At 50.7% G+C, this 24,143-nt stretch carries 18 protein-coding genes; 12 read left to right on the top strand and 6 right to left on the bottom strand.

What is annotated here, in order from left to right; all coding sequences use genetic code 11:
- Nucleotides 1–138 precede the first annotated feature (138 nt).
- From IDAT_RS10555 to IDAT_RS10545, 3 genes are read left to right on the top strand one after another with little or no spacing between them, the layout of a single operon-like run.
- Nucleotides 139–330 (top strand): YgaP family membrane protein, encoded by a 192-nt coding sequence (locus tag IDAT_RS10555; protein WP_034733431.1) that lies wholly within the window; start codon nt 139–141, stop codon nt 328–330.
- Between the two features lie 24 nt (nt 331–354).
- Nucleotides 355–1,008, top strand: coding sequence for a cupin domain-containing protein (locus IDAT_RS10550; RefSeq protein ID WP_034733430.1), 654 nt, complete (start codon nt 355–357; stop codon nt 1,006–1,008).
- Nucleotides 1,009–1,065: 57 nt separating this feature from the next.
- Entirely contained in the window at nt 1,066–1,752 is a 687-nt protein-coding gene (locus IDAT_RS10545) for a dUTP diphosphatase (RefSeq protein WP_034733429.1), read from the top strand.
- A gap of 7 nt (nt 1,753–1,759) precedes the next feature.
- Here the strand turns inward: IDAT_RS10545 and IDAT_RS10540 are convergent, their stop codons facing one another.
- Both IDAT_RS10540 and IDAT_RS10535 read right to left on the bottom strand, forming a co-directional pair.
- Nucleotides 1,760–2,440, bottom strand: coding sequence for an SDR family oxidoreductase (locus tag IDAT_RS10540; RefSeq protein ID WP_034733428.1), 681 nt, complete (start codon nt 2,438–2,440; stop codon nt 1,760–1,762).
- 3 nt (nt 2,441–2,443) lie between these two features.
- Entirely contained in the window at nt 2,444–3,157 is a 714-nt protein-coding gene (locus tag IDAT_RS10535) for a thioredoxin family protein (protein ID WP_034733427.1), read from the bottom strand.
- A gap of 146 nt (nt 3,158–3,303) precedes the next feature.
- Here IDAT_RS10535 and IDAT_RS10530 point away from each other — a divergent pair, with 146 nt between their 5' ends.
- From IDAT_RS10530 to IDAT_RS10520, 3 genes are read left to right on the top strand one after another with little or no spacing between them, the layout of a single operon-like run.
- Nucleotides 3,304–5,739 carry a S9 family peptidase gene (locus IDAT_RS10530; protein WP_034733426.1) on the top strand — a complete coding sequence of 812 codons (2,436 nt, stop codon included), beginning with the start codon at nt 3,304–3,306 and terminating at the stop codon, nt 5,737–5,739.
- Nucleotides 5,740–6,453, top strand: coding sequence for an SGNH/GDSL hydrolase family protein (locus IDAT_RS10525; protein ID WP_034733425.1), 714 nt, complete (start codon nt 5,740–5,742; stop codon nt 6,451–6,453).
- Nucleotides 6,454–6,469: 16 nt separating this feature from the next.
- Nucleotides 6,470–6,952, top strand: a complete 483-nt coding sequence (locus IDAT_RS10520; protein ID WP_034733424.1) for a redoxin family protein — start codon at nt 6,470–6,472, stop codon at nt 6,950–6,952.
- On the opposite strand, the gene IDAT_RS10515 is transcribed toward IDAT_RS10520, so the two are convergent.
- The gene (locus tag IDAT_RS10515; protein WP_211250602.1) at nt 6,953–7,585 is read right to left on the bottom strand and encodes an SOUL family heme-binding protein; all 633 of its coding nucleotides are present in this window, start codon (nt 7,583–7,585) and stop codon (nt 6,953–6,955) included.
- Between the two features lie 142 nt (nt 7,586–7,727).
- Between IDAT_RS10515 and IDAT_RS13305 the strand changes: the two genes are divergently transcribed.
- From IDAT_RS13305 to IDAT_RS10495, 5 genes are all read left to right on the top strand, one after another.
- Nucleotides 7,728–7,889: a hypothetical protein gene (locus IDAT_RS13305; protein WP_156099518.1), complete on the top strand. Its 162-nt coding sequence runs from the start codon at nt 7,728–7,730 to the stop codon at nt 7,887–7,889.
- A 76-nt stretch (nt 7,890–7,965) separates the two neighbouring features.
- The gene (locus IDAT_RS10510) at nt 7,966–9,342 is read left to right on the top strand and encodes a M23 family metallopeptidase (protein WP_081909823.1); all 1,377 of its coding nucleotides are present in this window, start codon (nt 7,966–7,968) and stop codon (nt 9,340–9,342) included.
- A 179-nt stretch (nt 9,343–9,521) separates the two neighbouring features.
- Entirely contained in the window at nt 9,522–12,494 is a 2,973-nt protein-coding gene (locus tag IDAT_RS10505; protein ID WP_034733423.1) for a TonB-dependent receptor, read from the top strand.
- A 134-nt stretch (nt 12,495–12,628) separates the two neighbouring features.
- Nucleotides 12,629–12,997: a PadR family transcriptional regulator gene (locus IDAT_RS10500; RefSeq protein WP_244441644.1), complete on the top strand. Its 369-nt coding sequence runs from the start codon at nt 12,629–12,631 to the stop codon at nt 12,995–12,997.
- Entirely contained in the window at nt 12,978–14,336 is a 1,359-nt protein-coding gene (locus IDAT_RS10495; protein WP_034733421.1) for a permease prefix domain 1-containing protein, read from the top strand. Before IDAT_RS10500 ends, IDAT_RS10495 begins: the two co-directional genes overlap by 20 nt.
- A gap of 71 nt (nt 14,337–14,407) precedes the next feature.
- Here IDAT_RS10495 and IDAT_RS10490 read toward each other — a convergent pair whose 3' ends face one another.
- Nucleotides 14,408–15,679, bottom strand: a complete 1,272-nt coding sequence (locus tag IDAT_RS10490; protein ID WP_034733420.1) for a sensor domain-containing diguanylate cyclase — start codon at nt 15,677–15,679, stop codon at nt 14,408–14,410.
- A 143-nt stretch (nt 15,680–15,822) separates the two neighbouring features.
- On the opposite strand from IDAT_RS10490, the gene IDAT_RS10485 reads away from it, so the two are divergent.
- On the top strand, nt 15,823–18,834 hold the full coding sequence (locus tag IDAT_RS10485) for a ligand-binding sensor domain-containing diguanylate cyclase (RefSeq protein WP_034733419.1): 3,012 nt from the start codon (nt 15,823–15,825) through the stop codon (nt 18,832–18,834).
- A gap of 8 nt (nt 18,835–18,842) precedes the next feature.
- Here IDAT_RS10485 and IDAT_RS10480 read toward each other — a convergent pair whose 3' ends face one another.
- Both IDAT_RS10480 and katG read right to left on the bottom strand, forming a co-directional pair.
- Nucleotides 18,843–21,797, bottom strand: coding sequence for a ligand-binding sensor domain-containing diguanylate cyclase (locus IDAT_RS10480; protein ID WP_034733418.1), 2,955 nt, complete (start codon nt 21,795–21,797; stop codon nt 18,843–18,845).
- Nucleotides 21,798–21,918: 121 nt separating this feature from the next.
- Nucleotides 21,919–24,078 carry a catalase/peroxidase HPI gene (gene katG / locus IDAT_RS10475; RefSeq protein ID WP_034733417.1) on the bottom strand — a complete coding sequence of 720 codons (2,160 nt, stop codon included), beginning with the start codon at nt 24,076–24,078 and terminating at the stop codon, nt 21,919–21,921.
- Between the last annotated feature and the right edge of the window lie 65 nt (nt 24,079–24,143).

The raw sequence follows: 24,143 nt of genomic DNA, 5'->3' as shown, positions 1-24,143 counted from the left end.
AAAGACTCTCTGTTTTAGCAATAACTAAATTAAATATAGGGGAGTTTACCCTGTTTTCAATAGTTACAACTGTCTTTTTAGCGATCCATCAACTATCTTTCGTCGTAGTAATTCAGCAACAGCTAAAAGGAGAACATCATGGGTAACGTAGGAACCATCGATCGTATTATTCGCATTATCATTGGGGTTGCGCTCATTGCCTGGAGTCTGTCGGCGGGTAATTTATGGTGGATCGCCGGCGCTATTATTGTCGCGACCGGGGTCTTTAAATTTTGTGGTTTGTACAAGGTGTTAGGCATTAATACCTGTGGTAAATCCAGCACTTCTTAACAGTTTTCAGGAGAAAGTTGTTCCATGCTTAATATGGATTTCTCGCAACGCGTCGTTATCGAAGCGGCCAAATCTGAATGGCAGCCGAGTCCTGCTGCGGGTATCGAACGCAAGTTATTAGAGCGTGAAGAAGCCGAGCGCGGCCGCGCCACAAGCATCGTGCGTTACGCTGCTGGCTCACGCTTCAACACACACGAACACCCGCTCGGCGAAGAAATTTTCGTACTCGATGGGGTGTTTTCTGATGAAACTGGCGATTATCCCGCCGGTACTTACCTGCGGAATCCGCCAGGTTCTGCCCATGCACCCTTTAGTGAGCAAGGCTGCACATTGTTCGTCAAGTTGCACCAATTTGCTCGAGCCGATCGCGCTACCGTGCGTATCAACACCAACACCCAACGTTGGTTACCGGGTCACGGTGGACTGCAAGTGATGCCGCTCCATAGTTTTGAAACTGAGCATGTCGCTTTAGTGAAGTGGCCAGCTGGGGAAGTTTTCCAGCCCCATCGGCATTATGCAGGCGAAGAAATTCTGGTGCTCAATGGTGAGTTTATTGATGAGCACGGGCGCTATCCCAAAGGCACGTGGATGCGCAGCCCCCACGCCAGCAAACATACACCACATGTCGAGCAAGAAACCATCATTTACGTCAAAACGGGACATTTGCCGGTGCTTTAATCGGCCCACTTGTGTTATTTTTGCGCTAGGCAAAAGTACATCAAAAAGGAAAACCCAATGACGCCAAATCAAGCGCGCCAGCTGGTTGCAATGCAAGTCGCATTCAACCAAGTGATTGACCCTGATTATCCAGCAGCTCCGAAAGTCAAACGCGATGACGTGAAGGCAATTTTGGTGGAATTAGGCGAATACTTCGAGCACAGCGCTTATAAATGGTGGAAAAAGCAAAGCGCCGATTGGTCACAAGCGAATATGGAGCTCATCGATATTTTACACTTCGCAATGTCGGATGCGATTGAGCACGCATGCCGCAGCTCCGCAGACACCGCAGCAGCAATCGAGCATGTCGCCCAACTGATCATCAAAAGCTTCGCGAAGCAACGCAACGTGGAAGACGGAAAAGAACTTGTCAGTGCGCTAGCGAAAGATGGCGATAGTGAACACTCACTTGTCTGTGGTGCCAACTTTTTCGATGTGTTGCTGTCAATGTTAGTTGAGGCATACGGCGATGCTGATACTGTGTACCTGACGTACATCGGTAAAAACGCCTTGAATAACTTGCGCCAACAGCGCGGATACAAACAGGGCACCTACATTAAGATGTGGCATGGCGAAGAAGACAACGAAGTGATGATGCGCCTGTTAGCTGAGCATCAAGACGCAATCATCAATGCCGAGCAGCCGCTGGTACATGCCCAGACGTTGCTGCTCGATCATTATGACCAGCAAGTGGTAAGCGCTTAGTTTTTGCCTAGTTGCGATACGCTGGCATCAAATAGATTTCGCGGACGCAGTTGCGTGGATGTGCCTCAAGTGCATACAACACTGCGTCGGCGACATCTTGCGGATCGAGCTTGTCCGGCTTTGGTTCATCAAAGAAGGGTGTGTTCACCATGCCTGGAGCAATAGTCGTGCAGCGACCGTCCCACTCTTTCATTTCTTCGGCGAGGTTCTGCGCAAACCCATGCACAAACCACTTAGTGGCACCGTACACGGAGCCCTTGATAGTGGTACGTCCTGCCGCCGAGCCGGTCATTAAAAAATGCCCAGTGGTTTTGCGTAAATGCGGTAAGGTTAATTGTGCGGTGTAGAGCAACCCGTTAATATTTACGCCAATCATCTGTTGCCATTGTTCCGGATCGCCGTTGGCGACGCCTGGGCTAGAAACGCCAGTACCTGCATTGGCAAAGACGGCATCTAACTGCCCAAACGTTTCGATGCCGCGTTCAACAGCGTGGCGTAAAGCGTCGTAATCACTGGCATCAGCAGCAACGCCAAGCGCTTGCTCGGCGCCAATTTCACTGACCAACTCGTCAAGCAATTGTTGTCGGCGTGCAGTTAAAATCAGACGATAGCCTGCTTTTGCTGCCGTAATAGCGGTGGTCTTGCCAATGCCACTTGAGGCACCGGTGATCATCAATACTTTAGCCATAGGTTACTCCTTTTCGGGTTCCCACATTTGGCGTGGGTAGTCGGGGAATCCTGCGGTTGCAGACTGATACTTTACCACATCCTCAAATACGCCATTGCGAAACGCGGCAAGTGCTTCCCATGCGGCACCGAATTCGCTGGACGCTTGATCATCGTCGCTCGTCATATAGGCCTTTAACATAGGGCCTACGGTCGCAAAACCGTCACGCACACGCTCGGCCTGCGCGGTTTCGAATGCCAAACTCTCTGCGGTCTGCTCTACTTGCGTAAATTGTTGTTCAATGAAGTAATCCTGATAGGTTTCGGGCGTCTGCGAGGAAGCATTGGTCCACTGCTGCCAGTCGGCTTTATTCAGGATACGTCCGGAATCAGGATCAACAATTATGACGGTAGGAGTGCCGTAGTATGTTGGTGCGCCAAAGGCGTTAGTGATAAAAAAGCCATATTCTAAATAGCCTACATCGATGGCTTGCATGACATAGCGTTTTTCAAGAGCGGCAGCAAATTCTGGCTGCTGAAACTGTGCCATTAAATCACGGCTGTCATGGCACCAGTCGGCACCCAGTACGAACATCAGTAGCTTGTCTTGCGCTCTTGCTTGTTGTTGCAATGCCGCAAGCTCAGTCGCTGAAGATTCTGCGGTGACAAAGTACTTAGTATCTGCAGCATTACTGTTAAAGCTTGCGACAAAAACAAGCAATAGAAGCCAGTATTTCATTTTAATTCCCCTAGACATGCGTTGAATGCCGACTGTGATGCGATTTATGCCAACGTCAAAGTGAAGAATTTGACGTAAGTTATGGTAGCTTAGTTAACAGAATTTTAAATCACCTAGATGTTTAAATAACGAAAAAGGTAACCAATATGATCAAGGGACTTAAGTTGAGTGCGCTGGCAATTGCCCTCGGCGCCAGTGCGGCATTCGTTGCGGCAGCGCCGAGTTATGCCAATGCAGTGAAAATCGATTATCAACAACCGACGCAAGAGATCATCGATATTGTCGATGCTGCGCCGTCACCAGGCGGTAGTTTAAGCCCTAGTGGCGACTTGTTGCTGGTCACCGGCTATCCGGCATTACCGGACATTGCGGATGTTGCTGCCGATGAATTAAAGCTTGCCGGACGTCGGATTAATCCAGCAAACCACACAGTGAGTCAAGCGCGTTATATCAGTTCGCTTGAGCTAATCAACGTTGAGACTGGTGAAGCTGAGCAAATTGCAGGTTTGCCGGCCGAACTAAAAGCACTTGGTACCAGCTGGTCACCCAACGGCAAGTACATCGCTTTTGCGCAAATGACGCCGAACAAAGTTGAGTTGTGGGTGGTCGACGTTGACGCGGCAGAGGCGAAACTCTGGTCAAGCGAGCAGCTAACAGCCGTATGGGGACCGGAATTAGAGTGGCGTCATGACAGCAAAGGGCTCTACAGCTACACCGTTGTGGCAGATCTTGAAGAACCTGCGCGTCGCACCGTGCCAACCGGACCGGTCATCACCGAGAGTATGGGCCGTACTGCGCCAGGTCGTACCTATCAAGATTTGCTGCAAAACAAGCAAGATGAATTGTTGTTTGATTACTACTTTACCAGTCAAATCACTTATTTCGACCTTAACGGCGACACCCAGCAAGTCGGTGAGCCAGCGATTTATAGCGGCGTTACCAGCTCACCAAATGATGCCTATTTATTGGTAAGCCATATTCAACGTCCTTATTCTTATGCAGTGCCTTGGTACCGCTTCCCGGAAACCACGCAGGTATGGAATAACGCCGGTGACAACGTCTATACCGTGGTGGAACAGCCGTTAGCCGACAACTTACCTATTGCTTTTGACGCTGTGGTACAAGGGCGCCGCTCCATTAGCTGGCGCAACGATGCAGATGCTACTTTAGTATGGGCTGAGGCTACCGACCAAGGTGACCCTGCTGTCGATACCGAAGTGCGTGACCAAGTCTTCCAGCAGGCAGCGCCTTTTGATCAAGCACCGCAAAAACTCCTCGACTTGAGCAAACGCTATGCGCGAATGCTCGCGGCAGATGCCGAGAACATTTTGGTATGGGAGCGTTGGTGGGCGGATCGCGATGAAAAACTCTGGTTAGTCGATGCAACGGGTCAACGTGATGCCAAGCTCGTGTGGGAACGTTCATGGGAAGACCGCTACAACGATCCAGGTCAGCCATTTACCGTGCAACAAGACGGTCGCAACTTGCTCCATCTTGCCGATGGCGAAATGTTGTTGAGCGGTACTGGGGCATCTGATGAAGGCGACCGCCCATTTATTGATACCTATGATTTGCATAGTGGCGAGAAAGAGCGTCTTTGGCGTAGCGAAGCACCTTACTACGAGCGCCCATGGGCCCTGATTGATGCGCAAGAAATGACCTTTTTGACGCAACGTGAAGGCGTTACGGATCCGGCCGATTTCTTTGTTCGCGATGTCGATGACAACCAATTGACCGCGCTTACAGAAACGCCACACCCGATGCCACATACCAAAGACATCACGCGCGAGTTAATTACATACACCCGGGAAGATGGCCTTGCCATGTCAGCTGAGCTCTATCTGCCGGCGGGCTACGATAAGGAACGTGATGGCCCGTTGCCAACTATGGTGTGGGCGTACCCGCGTGAGTACAAGAGCTCAGCTGCAGCAGCACAAATCTCGGGTTCGCCTTATGAGTTTGTCCGCATTAGCTACTGGGGACCGCAGTACTTAGCGACGCAAGGCTATGCAGTTATGGATGCTGCCACTATGCCGATCGTGGGTGAGGGCGACGCGCAACCGAACGACACCTTCATCGAGCAGTTGGTGATGAACGGTGAAGCGGCTATAGCTGCGGGGGTTGAGCGTGGTGTTACGGACCCAGAGCGTGTGGCGCTGGGAGGCCACTCGTATGGCGCCTTTATGACCGCCAATATGCTCGCCCATAGTGATTTGTTTGCGACGGGCATCGCGCGCAGTGGCGCCTACAACCGCAGCTTGACGCCGTTTGGTTTCCAGCGCGAGGAACGTACCGTTTGGGACGACCCAGACCTGTACATTCGCATGTCGCCGTTTTTCCATGCGCACAAAATCAACGAACCTTTGTTGATGATTCACGGTGCTAACGATAACAACTCCGGCACCTTCCCGATGCAGTCCGAGCGTCTCTACCAGGCCATTAAAGGCCTTGGGGGCACCTCGCGGTTAGTGATGTTGCCGCATGAATCGCATGGTTATCGGGCGCGGGAATCGATCTTGCACATGTTGTGGGAACAAACGCGTTGGCTCGACACCTACCTTAAGGATGAGGCCGCAGAATAGGTGTTCAGCCGTCTTGCGCTAGTAGTGGCTGCGCCGGTGTTGCTCTACCAAGGGCGGCGCGTGCGCAGCACTACGATACGTTTACCTGAGCCGCCCGGCGATCGCGCTGGGCACTCAGCAAACCCGCAACAGCGAAAGTTACGCTTACTGTTACTCGGTGATTCAGCGATTGCTGGCGTCGGCTCTGCATCTCAACAAGAAGCGGTCACGGGCCAGCTCACCAGTGTGTTGGCGGAGCATTATGACCTGCAGTGGCAACTCATTGCGCGTTCGAGTCTAACTTGTGCACAAGTGTTGCAGTTATTGCGTGAGAGCGAGCTGCAATTACCACAAGTTGATGCAGTATTGGTGTCGGTAGGGGTGAACGATGTCACGCGGCGCACCCCCTTGTCGCAGTGGCGTATGGATTTACGTGCGATGACAGAGTACCTGGTCGAACACTTGGGTGCGCAAAAGGTGCTCTATACAGCCTTGCCGCCGATGCACAAGTTTCCAGCGTTACCACAACCACTGCGCTGGTTTGTTGGACAACAGGCCAAGCAGCTCAATCATGCCCTGCAGCAACATTGTCAGCAACAGACACAAACTGAGCTCCTCAACTTCGATGTGCCCTATGAACCCAAATACATCGCTACCGATGGCTATCATCCGTCAGCAGTTGCGGCGCAGATCTGGGCAAAAGCGGCGGCACAGCGACTTGCACAGAAGCATTGAGATACACAGGTGTTGAGTGATTAAGAAAGTTTTACTTTATGCGTTTCTCGCTTTACTGGTCGTCACTGTTGTGGACTTGTGGCGTGGAAAGGACTTACCCGCTGGACCGCTTCCAGAACAACAATGGCAGAGTCTGCAATACCAAGCTGTCGATATCGTCGAACGTAGCTACCAAGAACCTGTCATCGTTTATTTTTGGGGGACTTGGTGCCCAGTGTGTTCAGTTATCACCCCCTCGGTCGATTGGTTGGCCGGCTATCTACCCGTCGTAAGTGTGGCGATGACATCGGGCACTGACGCCGAACTCAGACGCTATTTGGTTCAAAACGACTATCAGCTTGCGGTGATAAATGATCCGCAAGCTGCTATCTCAAAACAGTGGGGGGTGGCGGTCACGCCCGCCTTTGCAATTGTCAGCAATGGCGAAATGCAGTCCTTTACTGCTGGACCTACGACACCGCTTGGGCTTTACGCCCGCTGGTTGTGGGCGCATTGGTAATCAAGGCTGGTAGGCGATTTTCACTTCATTGCGCCGCAAAAACGGAAGCGTCCAAGGTGGATCGTAACGCGCCAGTTCAGGTTCACCTGATGGCCGAATGTTGTTGGCTTCCAGCCAATCGCGTAGGGCCGTAGTTTTCTCTGCAACCTTAGCTTCACCGGCGAATCCCGAAAAGCGAATCACAGCATAGTGCTGACTTGGCAGCTCGCGAATAGTGATGTTTGGATTATTTGGCTGCGGCAGGGTCTCCATGTTGTATTGGCTGGGCATCATAAAATGCATTCGCCAAGCGCCGTCGCTTGCTTGCATGGTCACTGGCGAGGTCATGGCAATCTTTTCCGCCTGCGCTGTCATGGTGACCGGGGTCGTCATAGCTATCTCAGTGTTGGTGCCTCCGGGCACGCGGTTATTGCCGAAAATATAATCGGCTAGCACGCGAAAAGCTTTGCCCGAGGCGTTATCCATGGAACCACGCACGGTCACTTCCGCGACCATCATCGGCGCGTACTGACGTAACTCAAAGTCACCATCTTGTTTCAGCACGTCATACTTAGGTTCTTCAGTCGCCATTACCGTCCCCATCAAGCCAAGTCCAAGCAAACCCAACCCTAAAGCTTTTACAAAAAATCGCATCACACGCTCCTCACAAAGTTATACCTAATACGTTGTTGACGCCAAGAAACGATCTAAATCCACAAAACTATCGTTCAAATAATCATCACCATTAACCTCCCCTAACGAATAACGAATAACGAACAACGAAGGAGCACCCCTCATGGGCGAAAAGAAATTAAGTTACTGGGACAGTCATGAAGAACTCGGCCCGCAACCCCCCTGCGCTGGAGCCGAACTAGATAACGAAACTGGACAACCAAACTATAGCTATTCGGTTTCGACAGAAGAAGACAAACAAACTAACCAAGACGAAACTATGTAAAGGATAAAAACCGCCGCAAAGCTGTCATATTAAGGTAGAATGACCGCGATATTGACCAGAAGGCGCTCGGTTTTTGATGACTTTTCTTCATAAAATTAGTTTGTTAGCTTTTGCTGTATTGCTATTGGGGTGCAGCGATACGACCTCGATAGAGGAGCCAAGAGATACCACCGAAACAACCGTGGAAGCTGAGCAAGACGTTCCCGTTAGTGAGCAACGTCAAGCCGTTTTGGTTGCAGATACCAATGAGGTATCACGCAAGTTAGCTGCAAGGCCCTCCGAGATCCGCCTTGCGCAACCGCAATTGCCCGTCGCTACAGCACTCGAGGGTGCTACCTATGCGGTGTTACGGCGTGGGCAAACGGTCACATCGTTATTAAGCAAATATGGTTTTAAAGCCCGTGAAGTTTATCTGTTGGCTGAGGCCCTCGATGGTATCCTCAACATTGACAAGCTTCAGGCAGGTTCAGCCATTGCCATCGAACGCACGCCGGCGCAACGACGTTTAAGTTTTGCTGGAGAATATGCAGAGCGTATTGATGCAACCCTGCAGGACGGGCAATGGCGGGTGCAGAAGCAGCGTGTACCAACCCGTCTTGAAGTCGCTGAGCATGCCGTGGTGATTGATCATAGTCTGTACGGTAATGCGGCGGCGGCGGAAATTCCTGGCGATGTGATTAATGCTGCGTTGTTAGCACTCTCACATTTCATTGATTTTCAGCGTGAAGTGTATACTGGAAATCGTTTTGAGGTGGTGTTTGAGCGCACGCTCGTCAGCCAAGACGAGGCACTCTTTAGTCACATGCAAACACCGTTGCAAGCGACCTATTTACGCTTTCAAAATAGTGAAAGTGACTATCGACTATTCCGCTTTGATGGTGCTTTTTATCTTGAAGATGGCCGGCTCGCTGAGAGTTTCCTGCTGAAGACACCGCTCAATGGTGCACGCTTGTCGTCCTACTATGGCCAGCGTAAGCATCCCATTCTTGGCTACACGCGTATGCACAAAGGTATCGACTTCGGTGCACCCTTGGGCACGCCGATCATGGCAGCCGGTAATGGCGTGATCAAACGTGCCGACTGGTACGGTGATTATGGCAATGCGGTGATTATTCAGCATGCCGATGGCTACGAAACTCTGTATGCGCACATGCATGGATTTGCTGATGGTATTACTGCTGGTGTAGAAGTAAAGCAGGGCGACATTATTGGCTTTCTTGGTAACACCGGACTTTCGCAAGCGCGTCATTTGCACTATGAAGTCTATAAAAACGGTATCAGTATTAACCCTCTCAATTTAAAAAAGCTTTCTTCAGTGCGTCTCAGCGGTACCCGTCTCAACGAGTTTAACGCTTACATTTCAAGTGTGGCAACGCGTACCGAACGTCTTGCACAACTGGAAAGTGGTGCCCGCCAAATTTATGCTGAACAAGTCACTAGCGGCGCGCAATAGACCTGTTTTAACAACCTAGATTAGACAAAAATGTGAATTTTATTTGACGAACGCGTCATAGAATATTATTCATAATAGGGTAAATAATAATCATAAATTATTTACAGCGGCGGAAAAAGCGGCTAGGGTATGGCCGCAAGATATCCATAAGTCGTTTCTAATCAGGGAACAAAATAATAATGAAAACAACTACTTTTAAGTATTCGCTAGTAGCTGCTGCTATCGGTGCCACGCTTACTCTCGGGGGTATGGTAAGCCCAGCACACGCACAAAGCTCAGATGGTAGCTTACGTGGTGAGGTGGTAACCGAATCTAACCAAGAGCTCGCTGGCGCAACCATTACCATTCGCAATCGCGAAACCGGTTACACGCGTAGTGTCACTGCCGATGCCGATGGTAGCTATCGTTTTGCCCGCTTGCCTGTCGGTAGCTATGAAGTGAGCGCGTCGTTTGACGGCTATCAGCGTAGTGTGATCGACAATGTTGAAGTGCGCATCGGTTCTGCTGCTGTGGTAGATCTGACGATGACCGCTGGTGATGTTGAACGCATTTCAGTAAGTGGTGCACGGCTCTCAACCATTGATACGCGCTCTTCTGAGTCTGGTTTGAATATCAGCGCTGGTCAACTTGAACGTATTCCAGTGCCACGCGATCTTGCCTCGGTTGCCAACTTGGCACCGGGTGTTATCTCCGGCTCACGCTTTGGCGGCATCTCGTTTGGCGGCTCGTCAGTCGGTGAAAATGCAATTTTCTTAAACGGCTTGAACATCAGTGACGTTGAAACTGGGGTTGGCTATTCTTCAGTACCTTTCGCTTTCTTTAAAGATTTCCAAGTCAAAACCGGTGGTTACTCGGTTGAGTACGGCCGTACCACCGGTGGTGTGGTAAGCGCAGTTACCAAGTCGGGTGGTAACGAATTTGAGTTTGGCGGCGATATGTATTGGCAGCCAGACGCGCTCCGCGGCGACGGTAAAGACTTCTACGACGGCCAAGGAATTCGTAACATTAACCGTTCAGACAGCGAAACCGACAGTCTTCGCGGCAACATTTGGGCTAGTGGTCCAATCATCAAAGACAAACTCTTCTTCTTTGCCTTGTATGAGCCACGCAGTATCGATTCGCAATACGGCAGTGCAAACGGCGATAACATTTATCAAGAAAAAGCAGATGACGGTTTCTGGGGCGGCAAAATTGACTGGATTATCAGTGGCGACCACACCGTTGAGCTAATGGGCTTCTCAGACGAACAGACCATTGTCACCGAACGCTACAACAGCGGTGACTATTCAGACACCTCATTCCTCGATCGCGGTGGTGTGAACTGGTCAGCGACTTACACCGGTTACTTAACTGATAACTTTATGGTGAAAGTGCTCTACGGTGAAAGCGAGCGCGACTATGACTCGACCAACTCTTCAGGCATTGAATGTAATCGCGTTTATGATGTGCGCATTGGTCAGCATTTAGGCTGTACCACAAGTACACGTTTTGACGCACGTTTAAACGAGCGAGAAGCATTGCGTATCGATGCCGAGTGGACCTTTGAAGACCACTTAATTCGTTTTGGTATGGATGATGAAACCCGTACCACGACCATGAACCGTCGTACTACAGGTCCGAATGGCACTTACTATAGCCTTTATGAGACCACTCCTGGTTCAGACGTGAACGGTGAAATCGTACCTGAAGGTGTTGATGCATACGTTTATGCTCGGTCAATTGAAACTATTGGTGCCTACCCAACGGATACCAAAGCGTTTTACCTTGAAGACGTATGGACGATGAACCCTGATATGACCTTAACCATGGGTCTACGTTGGGACGAATTCATTACTTATGCGGCGGACGGTACGCCGTTCCTTGAAGTTGACGATATGTTGGCTCCGCGCGTCGGTTTTGCTTGGGATGTGAATAGCGATGGTACCGCGAAATTCTTTGCGAACGCTGGTCGTTACTACTTCCCAATTGCCAACGGCATGGCTGCACGCAGTGCCGGTGGTGGTGTCTCTATCGATAACCTCAATTATTACGTGCTCGAAGGGCTCGAGACCAACACGACCGAAAATGGCAACACTAACGTAACGCCAATTCTTGGTGAGCAATTGGGCGACACCATTAGTTTCGGTGGTTCAGGCGCTGGTAACTTCCTTGATGAAGTCGATAATGATCTCGACCCCATCTATCAAGATGAGTTAATCGTTGGCTATGAAGCGCAAATCAACGATGACTGGAATTACGGTGTACGTGGTATTTACCGTGAATTCAACAATGCCATTGAAGACATGCGCATTAACGTGAATGTACCTGGTTGTGGCAACATTTCCGGTTGGGTTTTCGCTAACCCTGGTCGTGAGTTGACCTTGCAGCGCGAATGTCCAGACACCGGTAACGTGACCGATATTCTCATCGACCTTGGTGAAGTACAAGACTACGGCTTCGATTTAGATGGCGACGGCAATCCAGATCCAATCGGTGGTGACCAAGTTCAGCGTAAATATTACGCCTTGGAATTCGTTCTTGATCGCGTCTGGGATGACGTTTGGCAGGCACACTTCTCGTACACCTGGTCGCACAGCTACGGTAACTACGAGGGTAGCGTGAACTCTGACACTGGTAACGACATTCCTGGTTGGACCGAAGCCGGCGATAACGTTATCTACATCAATTCAGGTTGGGGTGACTTGCCGAATGATCGTCGTCACCAGTTCAAAGCGCGCGGTGCATACGCGTTGGCTGACGGTTTGACGCTCGGCGCGAACTTCTCGCTTATTTCGGGTAGTCCAATTAACGCCCGTGGGCAGGGTAACCCGCTCAATGACAACACGCGTTACTACCTGAACTATCTGTGTGTCGCAAACTGTACTGATGTGGCAGATAACTCTGAGCGTGAGTTCATGTACATTCCGAAGGGCTTCTACGGCAATACCGATTGGGTTGCTCAGCTTGACCTGAACTTGAACTACGATGTTGAGATCAACGATATCGACTTTAACTTTGGTATCGATGTATTCAACGTCTTTAACTCGCAAGTTACCACACGAGTCAACGAATACTTGACCACCGATGTGGCGACTCGCAATCCGAGCTTTATGTCGACGGTAGGTGCGCAATCACCACGTTACATTCAGTTGAGCGCAGGATTCCGTTTCTAATAGCGTCCTGGAGCTATTGTAAGTTGAGCCCCGCTTCATGCGGGGCTTTTTTTTGCGCGGCAGAAAATAAAACTTGCATACCTAGAACAGCTAGGTATAAATTTATACCTAGTTGTTCTAGGTATAAGGACTTTATGATGAATCTATCCAAAGATCTCATCGCTGCTTCATCGACACCGCTGGTGCTTGGCATCATTGCTGAGGGTGAAACGTACGGCTATGAGATAGTAAAGCGCGTTGAAGAATTGTCCGGTGGCGTAATGAACTGGACCGATGGCATGCTCTATCCGTTACTTCATCGACTCGAGCAGCAAGGGTTGCTGGTTTCTCGATGGGGTGCGGCCAAGGACACTGGGCGCAAGCGCAAATATTATAGTGTGACGCAGTTAGGGCAGCAGACGTTGAGTGAGCAACGCCAGCAATGGCAAGTCATTAATGCGGCTTTGAACCGTATTTGGCACGACATGGCACAAGGAGCCAACGATGACTACTTACCAGCCTAACGCCTTCAACGTCGAGCAAGCTCTTGCTGATTGGCGTGCGCATTTAACCCGGCACGCGGCGCTGACTGCGGCCGACATTGATGAACTGGAGTCGCACCTACTTGATCAAATGGATGCGTTGCGTGCGCAAGGGTTGCGCGCAGATGAAGCCTTTCTGATCGCCAGTCGTCGGGTGGGAAATCTCAACGAGGTCACGCGTGAGTACGCTGAAGTCTATTCGGGACGCCTCTGGCGACAATTTAATTTAGCTGAACAGGACACTCATTGGTTGGGTCGACAAATGGTGACTGCGTTTGTTTTGGCAATCTGTGCCGCGCTTGCGATTAAACTACCAAGTTGGCTCGGCATGAGCTTCGATGCGGTTAATGCCGACTGGTTTTACGCTACGCATTTGTCTTTGTTTTGTTTGCCATTTTTAGCTTGCTACTTTATTTGGCAACGGCAATTGGGTGCCAAGGGACTGTTCTTGGTCGCCGGTGTCAGTGGTGCGTTGTTGCTTTGGCTGCAAGGGGTGGTGCTAAATGCATCGGACGCAAGTAAACAACTGGTCATCATTCATTTACCTTTGGTGTTGTGGTTCCTGGTCGGGCTTACCTACACCGGTGATTGGTGGCGGTCGTTCGCGAAACGCATGGATTTTATTCGCTATTCCGGCGAGTACTTCATTTATTTTGTGCTAATAGCCCTTGGTGGTGGCGTTTTGAGCGCGCTGACGTTGGGTTTGTTTTACTTCATCGGGGTTGAAATCGAAACCATCGTGCAACAATGGGTGATCCCTTGCGGCGCTATGGGAGCTGTGGTCATTGCCGGCTGGTTGGTGGAAGCCAAACAAGCCGCAGTGGAGAATATGGCACCTGTTTTGGCACGGATTTTCACGCCGTTGTTGGCACTTATGTTGACTTTACTGGTGGTGACAATGATTGTCACTGGGCAAGGTTTTGCGATTGAACGCGACGTGTTAATTGCGCTCGATTTGCTGCTAGTGATCGTGCTGGCGTTGGTAATGTACAGCGTATCCGCGCGGGATTCGAGCAAGGCAGTCAGCCTCATGGATTATCTGACTTTGTACTTGATTGCGGTCGCTTTAATTGTGGATATGCTGGCGTTGAGCGCAATTAGCATGCGCATCGGTGACCTCGGCTTCACTGCCAACCGTACGGCTGCTTTGGGAGAGAACTTAGTGCTGTTAGTAAGTCTTGCGGGCTATGCATGGCATTACTTCAAGTTCGTCCGAGCGCGCAGTGGTTTCCATGCCGTTGAGCAATGGCAAACCCGCTACATCCCGATCTATGTACTATGGGCGGTAGTCGTAGTGATTGCCTTTCCGTTAGCTTGGTGAGTTCGAGCGCGAGCCACCTGCTAGGCCGGTGGCTTCTATGAGTCTAGAATAGACAGAAGTCAATAAAGCGATTACTCACCTTTTTTGACTTGATTGCGACCCTCATTTTTGGCTTGATAGAGTGCTTTATCAGCACGTTGTAACCAGCTTTCGATGGTATCATTTGAGTTGATCTGGCTGATGCCAAACGAAGCGGTCAGTTTGATATCAGCGTCGGAGAAAGTGCGTTGCGAAACTTCATGACGCAGATTTTCGGCAAGTTCTGCGGCACCATCGCGCGTGGTATTTGGCAAAATGATCAAGAATTCCTCGCCACCCCAACGCACAAGGTAATCGGTTTCGCGTAGACGCGCTTCGATAGCTTGGACGAATTCTTGCAGTACATCATCACCAACTAAATGGCCATTGGCGTCATTAATTTGTTTGAAGTGATCAATGTCGGCCAACACCAGTGAGATGGGTTGTTGTAATCGGTTGAAGCGTGCCAACTCTTTGTGCAAGATTTGGTCACCGAACCGGCGGTTATAAGCACCGGTGAGCTGGTCGTGGCTGGCAGCGGCTTTGAGCTCTTCTTCAAGCTGAATTTGTTCGGAAATATCACGGAAAATAAAGACGCCGCCAAACAAATCATCAACGCCCGGCATGAGCGGAGTTGCCGCCACTTCAACGGGGATGAGCTTACCTTGTTTGGTCCAAAAGTGATCGCGCCAAGGCTCGACCACAGTGCCATCTCGCATGATCTGAAAAATGGGACAATCTTTAAGCGGATAATCACTCCCATCCGGATGTGAGTGATGGATCAAGGTGTGACTATTTTGCCCAATCAACTCATCTTCATTTTCATAACCTAACGCCTTGAGTGCTGCTGGATTCACAAAAGTGCAATTGCCTTGGGTATCAATGCCAAACACACCTTCGCCAAGACTATCTAATAAGCGCTGGTTAAAGGTCTCTAACTGACTCTCATGAGTGATGTCGCGTTGTACTGAGACAAAATGCGTGATCTCGTCGGCCTCGTTGCGCATTGGGCTAATGCTCCAATGCACGATATAGGGTGTGCCGTCTTTGCGATAGTTGATGGTTGCACCCTCAAAACGCACCCCTTGTTCGAGATTCTGGCGTAGGCGTTTAAGCACCTTCCTGTCGGTTAAAGGACCTTGCAAAATACGCGGTGTTTGCCCCATCAGCTCTGCGCGAGAATATCCGGTACGCTCACAAAACGCGTTATTAGCATACACAATTTGTGGACCCGGCAAGTCAAGTTCAGCAGTGGTGATCAGCACTGAGTCAAAAGTTTGCTCAACGGCAAGCTCGAACAATCCTTGGTTGATTGGGTTATCCATTCAGTGTGCTCCCGTCGCCACTCTTCGTTCGGACCTGATTTTTTCCGCAGATAAGTATAGGAAAAGTGTTATAAATTGGTCACAATGATAACACCGTTAGTAGTGTAGCATTGAAACTATTCTCTGCTATTCAGCGAGTGAATATGCGATTGATTGTAGTAAAAATTTTGCTGGTCGTCCTTGGTTGCTTGCAGCTCTCGATCGGTCATGCAAAAACCGTTGAGTTTAACCAGTTTGAGCGACTTTCCGATCAACTAGGTGGTCGGCAGTCTTCGGTCTACGCTATCTATCGAAGCTCGCATGATTTTCTTTGGTTTGCAACCGATACTGATGGCGTACTGCGTTACGATGGCTACGACTACGAGCCGTGGTCGCAATACCTGTTTCCTTCTGGTCAGCGAGTCAGTTATTCCTCGTTATTACTGAGCTCTGATGAAAAACTGTGGGCGGCAACCTGGGGCAATGGGCTCGTCAGTTGGAACGCGAACACACAGGTTTCACGGCGTTACATGCACAGCACCGACAGTCCTGCATCGCTGCGTGATGATCGTGTCCAAACGCTGTTTCAAGACTCACGACAACGACTTTGGGTCGGCACCTTAAATGGCCTGAGTTACCTCGAGGACATTGCCGGCGGCGATTGGCAGATGCAAGGTTTGCCGGCCGAGCATCCGTTGCGCAGGCAACGTATTTGGTGGCTCGCTGAGAGTAACGATTCCTTGTGGGTGGCAACTTCACAAGGATTGTACCAATTGAGTCTAGACTTGGCTCAATGGCAACATTATCTGCTGAACGCGGCGGACGAAGGACCCAACCGACAAAATGAAATTCGCACGGTAGCCGTGTTCGATGAGGAAGTTTGGATCGGAACCGACTTCGGTGTGTTTTTCTTCAACCAAGAGCATCAACAATTCGAACCAGTGACTTTTCCGGCTGGGGCGGACAACCTTAGTCAGGTGCGTTCAAATGTCTTATTGAGCGATCCTTTTGCCGCCGATGATGGCACCTTTTGGTCGGGCGGTGCCGGTGGTCTGTATTTGATCGATCGGGAGCGCAAGCAATACATCGAATTGCAGGGGGGTTGGAGCAAGCTTGCCGAAGTTGATGTGCGCTCCATAGCCTTCGATAGCGTCGGCGATATGTGGGTGGGAGCCCGCGATCAAGGTATCTTTTTTGGCCGCCGCGATCGGCAGAATTTTACCACCACCATCGATAGCGATCAGTTGACCGCGCTTGGACTCCCTGATCAGCGCGCCACAAATGTGGTTTACTACGACGCAGATGATGATTTATGGCTTGGCTTCGCTGAGGGCGTGCTGCATCAAGACGCGCAAACGCAGGCTTGGCAGATGCTCTCCTTTCCACCAGAAGATTTCGTTAATCAGGTCGAAACGCTGTTTGTCGATACGGACGATACGCTTTGGGTCGCAACCAATACTAGGCTCTATCGAGCGGACGCCAACAACCCTAAAAAACTTGAACGTTTTACCCTACTGCATGAACAGTTAGCTCTTAGCGATCAAGCAGTGAATGAAATTTTTCCCATAAGTGATGATGAGTTACTACTGGCTTTTTGGGGCGAGGGTATCGCGAGATTTAATCTTACCACGCAGACCGCCACTTGGGAGTTCCAAGGGCTTGCAGGTTTACGTGGCAATCAAGTGTATGACATCGCGTACTTGGAGCAGTTCGGCTATTTTGCGGTAACTCGCTATTCCGGGGTATTCCAGCGCGCGAATGATAGCGAGCAATGGCAATCAATAGCGATCAAGCCCCCGGAGGCCTCAGGTGGCGATGACTTCTTGTGCGTTTACGCTGAACCTCCCGCAACGCTCTGGCTTTGTAGTATTGAGGGGGTATGGCAGGTAAACCTAGCGGATGGCACTCAACAACTATTGAGTATGAAACATGGCTTACCTTCTGATCGCGTTGTGGGTGTGCACGCGGACAACGAAGGGTTTATCTGGTTCCTCACTAGCCTAGGTTTGGCGCGTTACGACGCGACCACGAAGAGCATTATTAATTTCGGTCTGAGCGATGGTTTACCCGCAGAGGTAATGCTGCGCCAGTCGGTGGACATGAATTCTGCTGGAAGACTGACTGTTGGTTCAGTAAAGGGTGCAGTTAGCTTTGATCCTGCTGCGATTTCGTTGAATCCAGAAAGTCCGCAGGTAGCTCTCACGGAATTGGTGATCAGTGGTGAAAACCGAAGTCCCGAGTTAGGTTTCGCAGCCTCGCAACTTACTTTGGCGCCTGAAGAACGCAGTTTTGTGGTGCAATACAGCGTGCTAGATTTTCATGACGCAACTCGCAATAGCGGGCGCTATCGTTTGCTCGGTGCCGATGACGAGTGGAGTGATTGGAGTTTCAATCGTGAAATTTCTTTTGCTGGCCTGGCGGCAGGGGATTATGTCTTGCAAATTGAGGGGCGCAATAGTCAAGGTATTGTATCGTCACAGCCGACCGAGTTGGCAATTCGCGTCTTACGGCCTTGGTGGCAAACGACTTGGGCACTCGTGTTAGCAGTCGTGCTCTTGGGGCTTGCGGTTTATCTGCTGCTGAGGCTACGTTTCCGTGCCCTTGAAGCCGTGAATAAGAGGCTTGATGAAGAGGTGCAAATACGCACGCGAGAGCTCGAACAAGCGAATGCCCAGTTACTTCGCCAATCACAAACGGATCCGTTGACTGGACTCTTGAATCGTCGTGGTTTTAGTGAATGTTTCCTCCAGACGCAACAGCTTCTTGCCCAGCGCAACGAAGCTATTGCATTAGTGCTGCTGGATGTGGATTATTTTAAGCAAGTCAACGACCGTTATGGTCACGATGTCGGTGATGAAGTGCTGCGGCGCATTGCGAGCATTTTGCAGCAACGTTTACGCAAAGATGATTTTATTGGGCGCTGGGGCGGTGAGGAGTTTATTTTGTTGCTGCCTAATACTGACGCTGAGAGTGCGGTGCGTGTTTGTGAGGCATTACGAAAAGCTATTGCTGAGATGTTAATTGAAGTGCAGGGGCAGCAATTGGCGGTAACCGCTACCTTCGGTGTGACGGCACAAGCTGATGCAAAAGTAGGTCTAGAACAGCTGCTCAAACACGCGGATGATGCTTTATATCAAGGTAAATCGAGTGGACGCAATCAGGTGGTCATACGATAAATCGGGCGCTAGGCCTCTGTCCGAATACAGTTACGACCGCCTTTTTTCGCAGCATACAGAGCTTTATCTGCGGCAGCCAATAATTTCCCTGACGCATCGCCTTGGGTATTACAAGCAATACCGATACTTACCGTGACCGGCTCTTCAATCTTCAAATCACTATAGTCCTGTGCCGCAATCGCAAGTCGAATCCGTTCGCATACCTCTTTTGCTTCGGCAAGGTGGGTATTCGGTAACAACACGGTAAATTCTTCACCACCCCAACGTGCGGCAAAATCGCCTTGCCTAACGGTACGACTGATAAGCTGTGCCACTCGCTGCAAGATACGGTCGCCGGTCGCGTGCAAATATTTGTCATTGATACGTTTGAAGTGGTCGACATCGATAACCGCTAGACACAATGGCTGCTGTTGTTGCTGCGCTTGCGCGAATCGTCGGCGTAGTTGTTGATCAAATGCCCGGCGATTCGGCAGACGCGTTAAATCGTCTTGGTGCGCCAGTAATTGCAATTCTTTGGTTTGCTCTTTAACCAATTGCTTCAGCGTGTTTCTTGATTGTTGCAAGGCATAGAGCCGCCAGCGGAAGAGCCCAAACGTGGTCAGTGATCCCAACACGAGGATCAATAGCCAAAATCCTAGGGTCTCATAAAAGCGATTAGGTACTGTGAAACTATAGGTCACGGCTTCAGACCATTGTGAGCCTGGATAACGCACCTGCGCGGCAAACTCAAAGCTTCCTGCGGGTAGTGAAGTGTATTCAGCCTGCGTTTGTGTGCGCTGCTCCCATTGTTCATCGAAGCCGCGCAACTGCACGCGATACTCAAGTTGTTGCGCCATGCGAAAACCAAGTCCGGCATAGGCCAAGCGGATACGCTCAATGGCCCCGTCCCAGTCGTGTGTGCGGTCGACAGGTGTATCGTTAATAATTATTTGCTCCAGCACGATAGGAGGCGGTGATAAGTCTTGCTGTTGTAATGATGCAGGATCGACGACTACTGGGCCTCCCGCCGTTGAAAACCATAGTCGCCCGTCTTCAGCGAGCTTGGCTGAGGGACCGCCAACATTCGTTTGATGATTGTGAATACCATCAGCGCTATTAAAAAGTTGGACATTGAGTGTTGCTGTATCGCCATTCAACACCTGCACAAGGCTGCTATGGTCGATACGCACGATACCGCGGCTGCTGCCGAGCCAAAGGTGTCCATCACGATCAAATACGATAGAAAAATAGCTATGAAAGGGTAAGCCATGCTGGCGCGCAAGTTGCTGCCATTGATCAGTCTCAGGGTGATAAATGAGCAAGCCGCGATCAGTTGCAAACCACAGTCGTTGTTGTTGTTCGGTCATGGCGAACACGTTGCGCGCACTGCCAATGCCGGCTAAATCAATAGCTTCAACCTTTAGCTCACCGTTCTGTTGCGGTTTAAGGCGGGTCAGGCCGGCAATCGAGCTCGCCCAAATCGTTGTCCACTGATCTTGATAAAGACCGACCACAAAATCACTGGCAAGGCCGTCATCCCGATTGAGCCTAAACTGCTGTTGAAAGCCTTTGTCATCAAGCGTGAGCGCTAAAATACCGTTTGCAGTACCGAGCCATACGCGCTTGCCTTCTAGTGGTAGAATACTGCGGACTTCGCCAAGGCTGAGTCCTTGTTGAACACCAAATTGGTGTGTGACTTTGCCTTCTTGCAGTAAGAAGATACCGTCGGTATGAGACCCTACCAATAGCTGGTTGCCTGGCAAGGGTGCAAGACTGAGAATCGATAAGTTCTCTAGCTGTGGGGAGGTAGCAACACTTTGCGCGTATTGATCGAAGATGCGTGTGAGCCCCTCACTGCTACCAACCCATATCGCGCCATCGGTGGTCTGTTCAATGGCGCGAACGAATTCGCCATTTGCCCCATGCCGGCGCGTAAAACTGGTAAATAGGGCATTACGCATTTGCACCAAACCACCATGCGTGCCCAGCCATAAATTTTGTTCTTGATCGAGAAATAGGTCGAGTACATGTAGATTCGGCAGCCCTTGCTCGACGCCAAAATAATCAACGCCCGACGCCGTAATGCGGGCTACGCCATGGGCGAAAGTACCCACCCACAGCTCATTATCGACGCCTTCAAGTAAGCTGGAAACCCGACCTTCGGAGAAAGCTTGGTAAAGACCACAACGCGTCAGCTCTGGCGAGCAGAAATAGAGACCAGACGCCATGCCCACAGCAAGATGTCCGGACTGCATGCGTAGCACCGCTCGAACCAGTTCGGCGGGGAGCGCAGTAATGGCTTCGAAGCGGTCTGTTGTGGCGTCGTAGACCGCCAGCCCCTGCTCGGTGCCAACCCAAAGTTCATGGTGAAATGCGCGCGGTAGAGCCGCATCATTGCCGGTGGTAAAAATCCGTTGGCTGTAGGTATCAGGTAAGCCATCCTGTGCGGTGTAGTAGCGTCTCGCACCGCTCGCGTCAATGCGCAAGACACCCGCATTTGAAGCCGCTGCCCACAAAGTTCCATCCGCAAGCACAACCGTTTCGTGAACAAAGTCATCGGCACTCGCAAGCACCTGCCAAGTGCGCTCGCTGTGGCGCAACATTAAGCCGCGGCGGCCACTCGCAATAACGGTTTCACCGCTGCCATCGCTAGAGATATCAAACACGCCATTTTCGCTGGCGCCTAATGCGGATAGGTCGTCGTAAACCAAGAACTCACGACCATTAAAGCGAACCGGGCCTTCCCAAGTGGCAATCCAAAGATAGCCTTCATGGTCTTGGGTAATCCGGTTTACCGAGTTGTGCGGTAGACCATCGTTGGCATTCCAAGTGTTGAGCGTATAAAAGTCGAGCGGCTTTTCAATGACCGGGAGTGGCGGCACGGGCGTATCGCCCGACTTGGTAGAAAAAGTCGGTTGGGCCAACGTCAATAGTGGTAAAAGCGCAAAGACTAGCGCCCCGAGAAGTGCCGAAAGTTGTTTCATTCCATTGCTTATAATGATGTTTTCGGGGCTTACTATAGCAAGCGGTGGATAATTCACCAACAGCTTCGAGCGAGATAAAAATGCCCCATTCCCGAGGAGAGTTGGGAATGGGGCGGGGTGCCTAGGCTTCTAGGTCGAAGCGGTCGGCATTCATGACCTTGGTCCATGCTTTGACGAAGTCTTTCACAAATTTTTCTTGTGAATCGTCTTGCGCATAAAGCTCACAGTAAGAGCGTAGGATCGAATTGGAGCCGAATACCAAATCGACGCGTGAGGCAGTGTATTTGGTCTCACCGGACTTACGTTCAACGATATCGTAAGAGTTACGGCCAGTTGGTTTCCAGCTGTATTTCATGTCGGTCAAAGTGACAAAGAAGTCATTCGTCAAGCTGCCGACGCGGTCAGTGAAGACCCCATGCTTACTGCCACCGTAGTTGGTGCCAAGTACGCGCATACCGCCAAGCAATACGGTCATTTCTGGAGCGGTTAGACCGAGTAACTGGGCGCGGTCGAGTAGCAACTCCTCGGCAGTGACGCTGTAATGCTTCTTCATCCAGTTCCGGAAACCGTCATGCACGGGTTCCAGCCATTCGAAGCCGTCAACGTCAGTTTGTTCCAAAGTCGCATCGCCACGACCCGGTGCAAACGGTACTTCAATGTCGAAGCCAGCATTTTTAGCAGCCTGTTCGATGGCGTAGTTACCGCCAAGGACAATTACGTCAGCGATACTGGCGCCAGTTGCAGTGGCAATCGGCTCAAGTTGCGCGAGTACTTTTTGTAAGCGCTCCGGCTCGTTACCCTCCCAATCCTTTTGTGGTGCGAGACGAATCCGCGCCCCGTTGGCACCGCCACGCATGTCTGAACCGCGGAAGGTGCGTGCACTGTCCCAAGCGGTGGCAGCGAGTTCGCTAATCGACAAGTTCGTCTTTGCGATCTTCGCTTTAACTGCTGCAACATCGTAATCTTTGCTGCCCGCAGGGATCGGATCTTGCCAAATGAGCTCTTCTTGCGGCACATCAGGACCCAAATAACGGTCACGCGGACCCATATCGCGGTGGGTAAGTTTGTACCAAGCGCGCGCAAACACCTCTGAGAAGTACTCAGGATCGTTATAGAAACGCTCTGAAATCTTGCGATACTCAGGATCCATTTTCATCGCCATATCGGCGTCGGTCATAATTGGGTTATGGCGAATGGAAGGATCTTCTACATCAACAGGCTTATCTTCTTCTTTGATGTTCACCGGTTCCCACTGCCAAGCACCGGCTGGGCTCTTTTTCAGCTCCCAGTCGTAGTTCAAGAGTAAGTAGAAGTAGCCGTTATCCCACTTGGTAGGTTCTGTCGTCCAGGCACCTTCGATACCACTGGTGACAGTGTCGCGTCCGATACCACGGGTTTTGTGATTGTTCCAGCCAAGACCTTGCTCTTCAACGTCAGCTGCTTCTGGATCTGGACCGAGGTTTTCGGCACGGCCATTACCGTGACATTTACCGACAGTGTGGCCACCGGCCGTCAGCGCAACGGTTTCTTCATCGTTCATTGCCATACGGGCAAAGGTGACGCGGACATCGTGTGCTGTTTTGATTGGGTCAGGGTTGCCATCTACACCCTCTGGGTTGACGTAGATTAAGCCCATTTGTACAGCTGCTAGCGGGTTCTCAAGCGTTTCACTTGCTTCACCATCGTAACGTGTCTTGCCCAGCCATTCGGTTTCTGAACCCCAGTAAATATCTTTTTCTGGATGCCAGATATCGTTTCGACCAAAAGCGAATCCATAGGCCGGTAAGCCCATTGACTCATAGGCCATGGTGCCAGCAAGAATGATGAGGTCAGCCCAGCTGATTTTGTTGCCGTACTTTTTCTTGATAGGCCATAATAAACGACGTGCTTTATCTAGGTTGGCGTTGTCTGGCCACGAGTTCAGCGGCGCAAAGCGCTGGTTACCTGTACCGCCGCCACCGCGACCATCAGCCACGCGGTAGGAACCGGCAGCGTGCCAAGCCATACGAATCATCAAGCCACCGTAGTGACCCCAATCAGCTGGCCACCAATCTTGGCTGTCTGTCATCAATGCTTTGACATCGTTTTTCAAGGCTTCAACATCAAGTTCTTTGAGTGCCTCGCGGTAGTTGAAGTCAGGATCAAGAGGGTTTGTTTTGCGGTCGTGCTGGTGCAGAATGTCGAGGTTGAGCGCATTCGGCCACCAATCCATATTTGATTTACCGGTGGCAGTGTTACCACCATGCATTACAGGGCATGTTCCGGTCGATTTATTGGTCATGGAGAGCTCCTTTTAGCTTTCGCGGATTTCGTTACTGACTAACCATAGTCTTTTTCGATGATTTA

Origin of the sequence: Pseudidiomarina atlantica, assembly GCF_000753735.1 — a bacterium.
Taxonomy (GTDB): Bacteria; Pseudomonadota; Gammaproteobacteria; order Enterobacterales; family Alteromonadaceae; genus Pseudidiomarina; species Pseudidiomarina atlantica.
This window is presented reverse-complemented; position numbering and strand designations above follow the sequence as displayed.

Coding starts and splice junctions, on each gene's coding strand:
- IDAT_RS10555 (WP_034733431.1), top strand. CDS start 139: ATGGGTAACGTAGGAACCATCGATCGTATTATTCGCATTATCATTGGG.
- IDAT_RS10550 (WP_034733430.1), top strand. CDS start 355: ATGCTTAATATGGATTTCTCGCAACGCGTCGTTATCGAAGCGGCCAAA.
- IDAT_RS10545 (WP_034733429.1), top strand. CDS start 1,066: ATGACGCCAAATCAAGCGCGCCAGCTGGTTGCAATGCAAGTCGCATTC.
- IDAT_RS10540 (WP_034733428.1), bottom strand. CDS start 2,440: ATGGCTAAAGTATTGATGATCACCGGTGCCTCAAGTGGCATTGGCAAG.
- IDAT_RS10535 (WP_034733427.1), bottom strand. CDS start 3,157: ATGAAATACTGGCTTCTATTGCTTGTTTTTGTCGCAAGCTTTAACAGT.
- IDAT_RS10530 (WP_034733426.1), top strand. CDS start 3,304: ATGATCAAGGGACTTAAGTTGAGTGCGCTGGCAATTGCCCTCGGCGCC.
- IDAT_RS10515 (WP_211250602.1), bottom strand. CDS start 7,585: ATGCGATTTTTTGTAAAAGCTTTAGGGTTGGGTTTGCTTGGACTTGGC.
- IDAT_RS13305 (WP_156099518.1), top strand. CDS start 7,728: ATGGGCGAAAAGAAATTAAGTTACTGGGACAGTCATGAAGAACTCGGC.
- IDAT_RS10510 (WP_081909823.1), top strand. CDS start 7,966: ATGACTTTTCTTCATAAAATTAGTTTGTTAGCTTTTGCTGTATTGCTA.
- IDAT_RS10505 (WP_034733423.1), top strand. CDS start 9,522: ATGAAAACAACTACTTTTAAGTATTCGCTAGTAGCTGCTGCTATCGGT.
- IDAT_RS10500 (WP_244441644.1), top strand. CDS start 12,629: ATGATGAATCTATCCAAAGATCTCATCGCTGCTTCATCGACACCGCTG.
- IDAT_RS10495 (WP_034733421.1), top strand. CDS start 12,978: ATGACTACTTACCAGCCTAACGCCTTCAACGTCGAGCAAGCTCTTGCT.
- IDAT_RS10490 (WP_034733420.1), bottom strand. CDS start 15,679: ATGGATAACCCAATCAACCAAGGATTGTTCGAGCTTGCCGTTGAGCAA.
- IDAT_RS10485 (WP_034733419.1), top strand. CDS start 15,823: ATGCGATTGATTGTAGTAAAAATTTTGCTGGTCGTCCTTGGTTGCTTG.
- IDAT_RS10480 (WP_034733418.1), bottom strand. CDS start 21,797: ATGAAACAACTTTCGGCACTTCTCGGGGCGCTAGTCTTTGCGCTTTTA.
- katG (WP_034733417.1), bottom strand. CDS start 24,078: ATGACCAATAAATCGACCGGAACATGCCCTGTAATGCATGGTGGTAAC.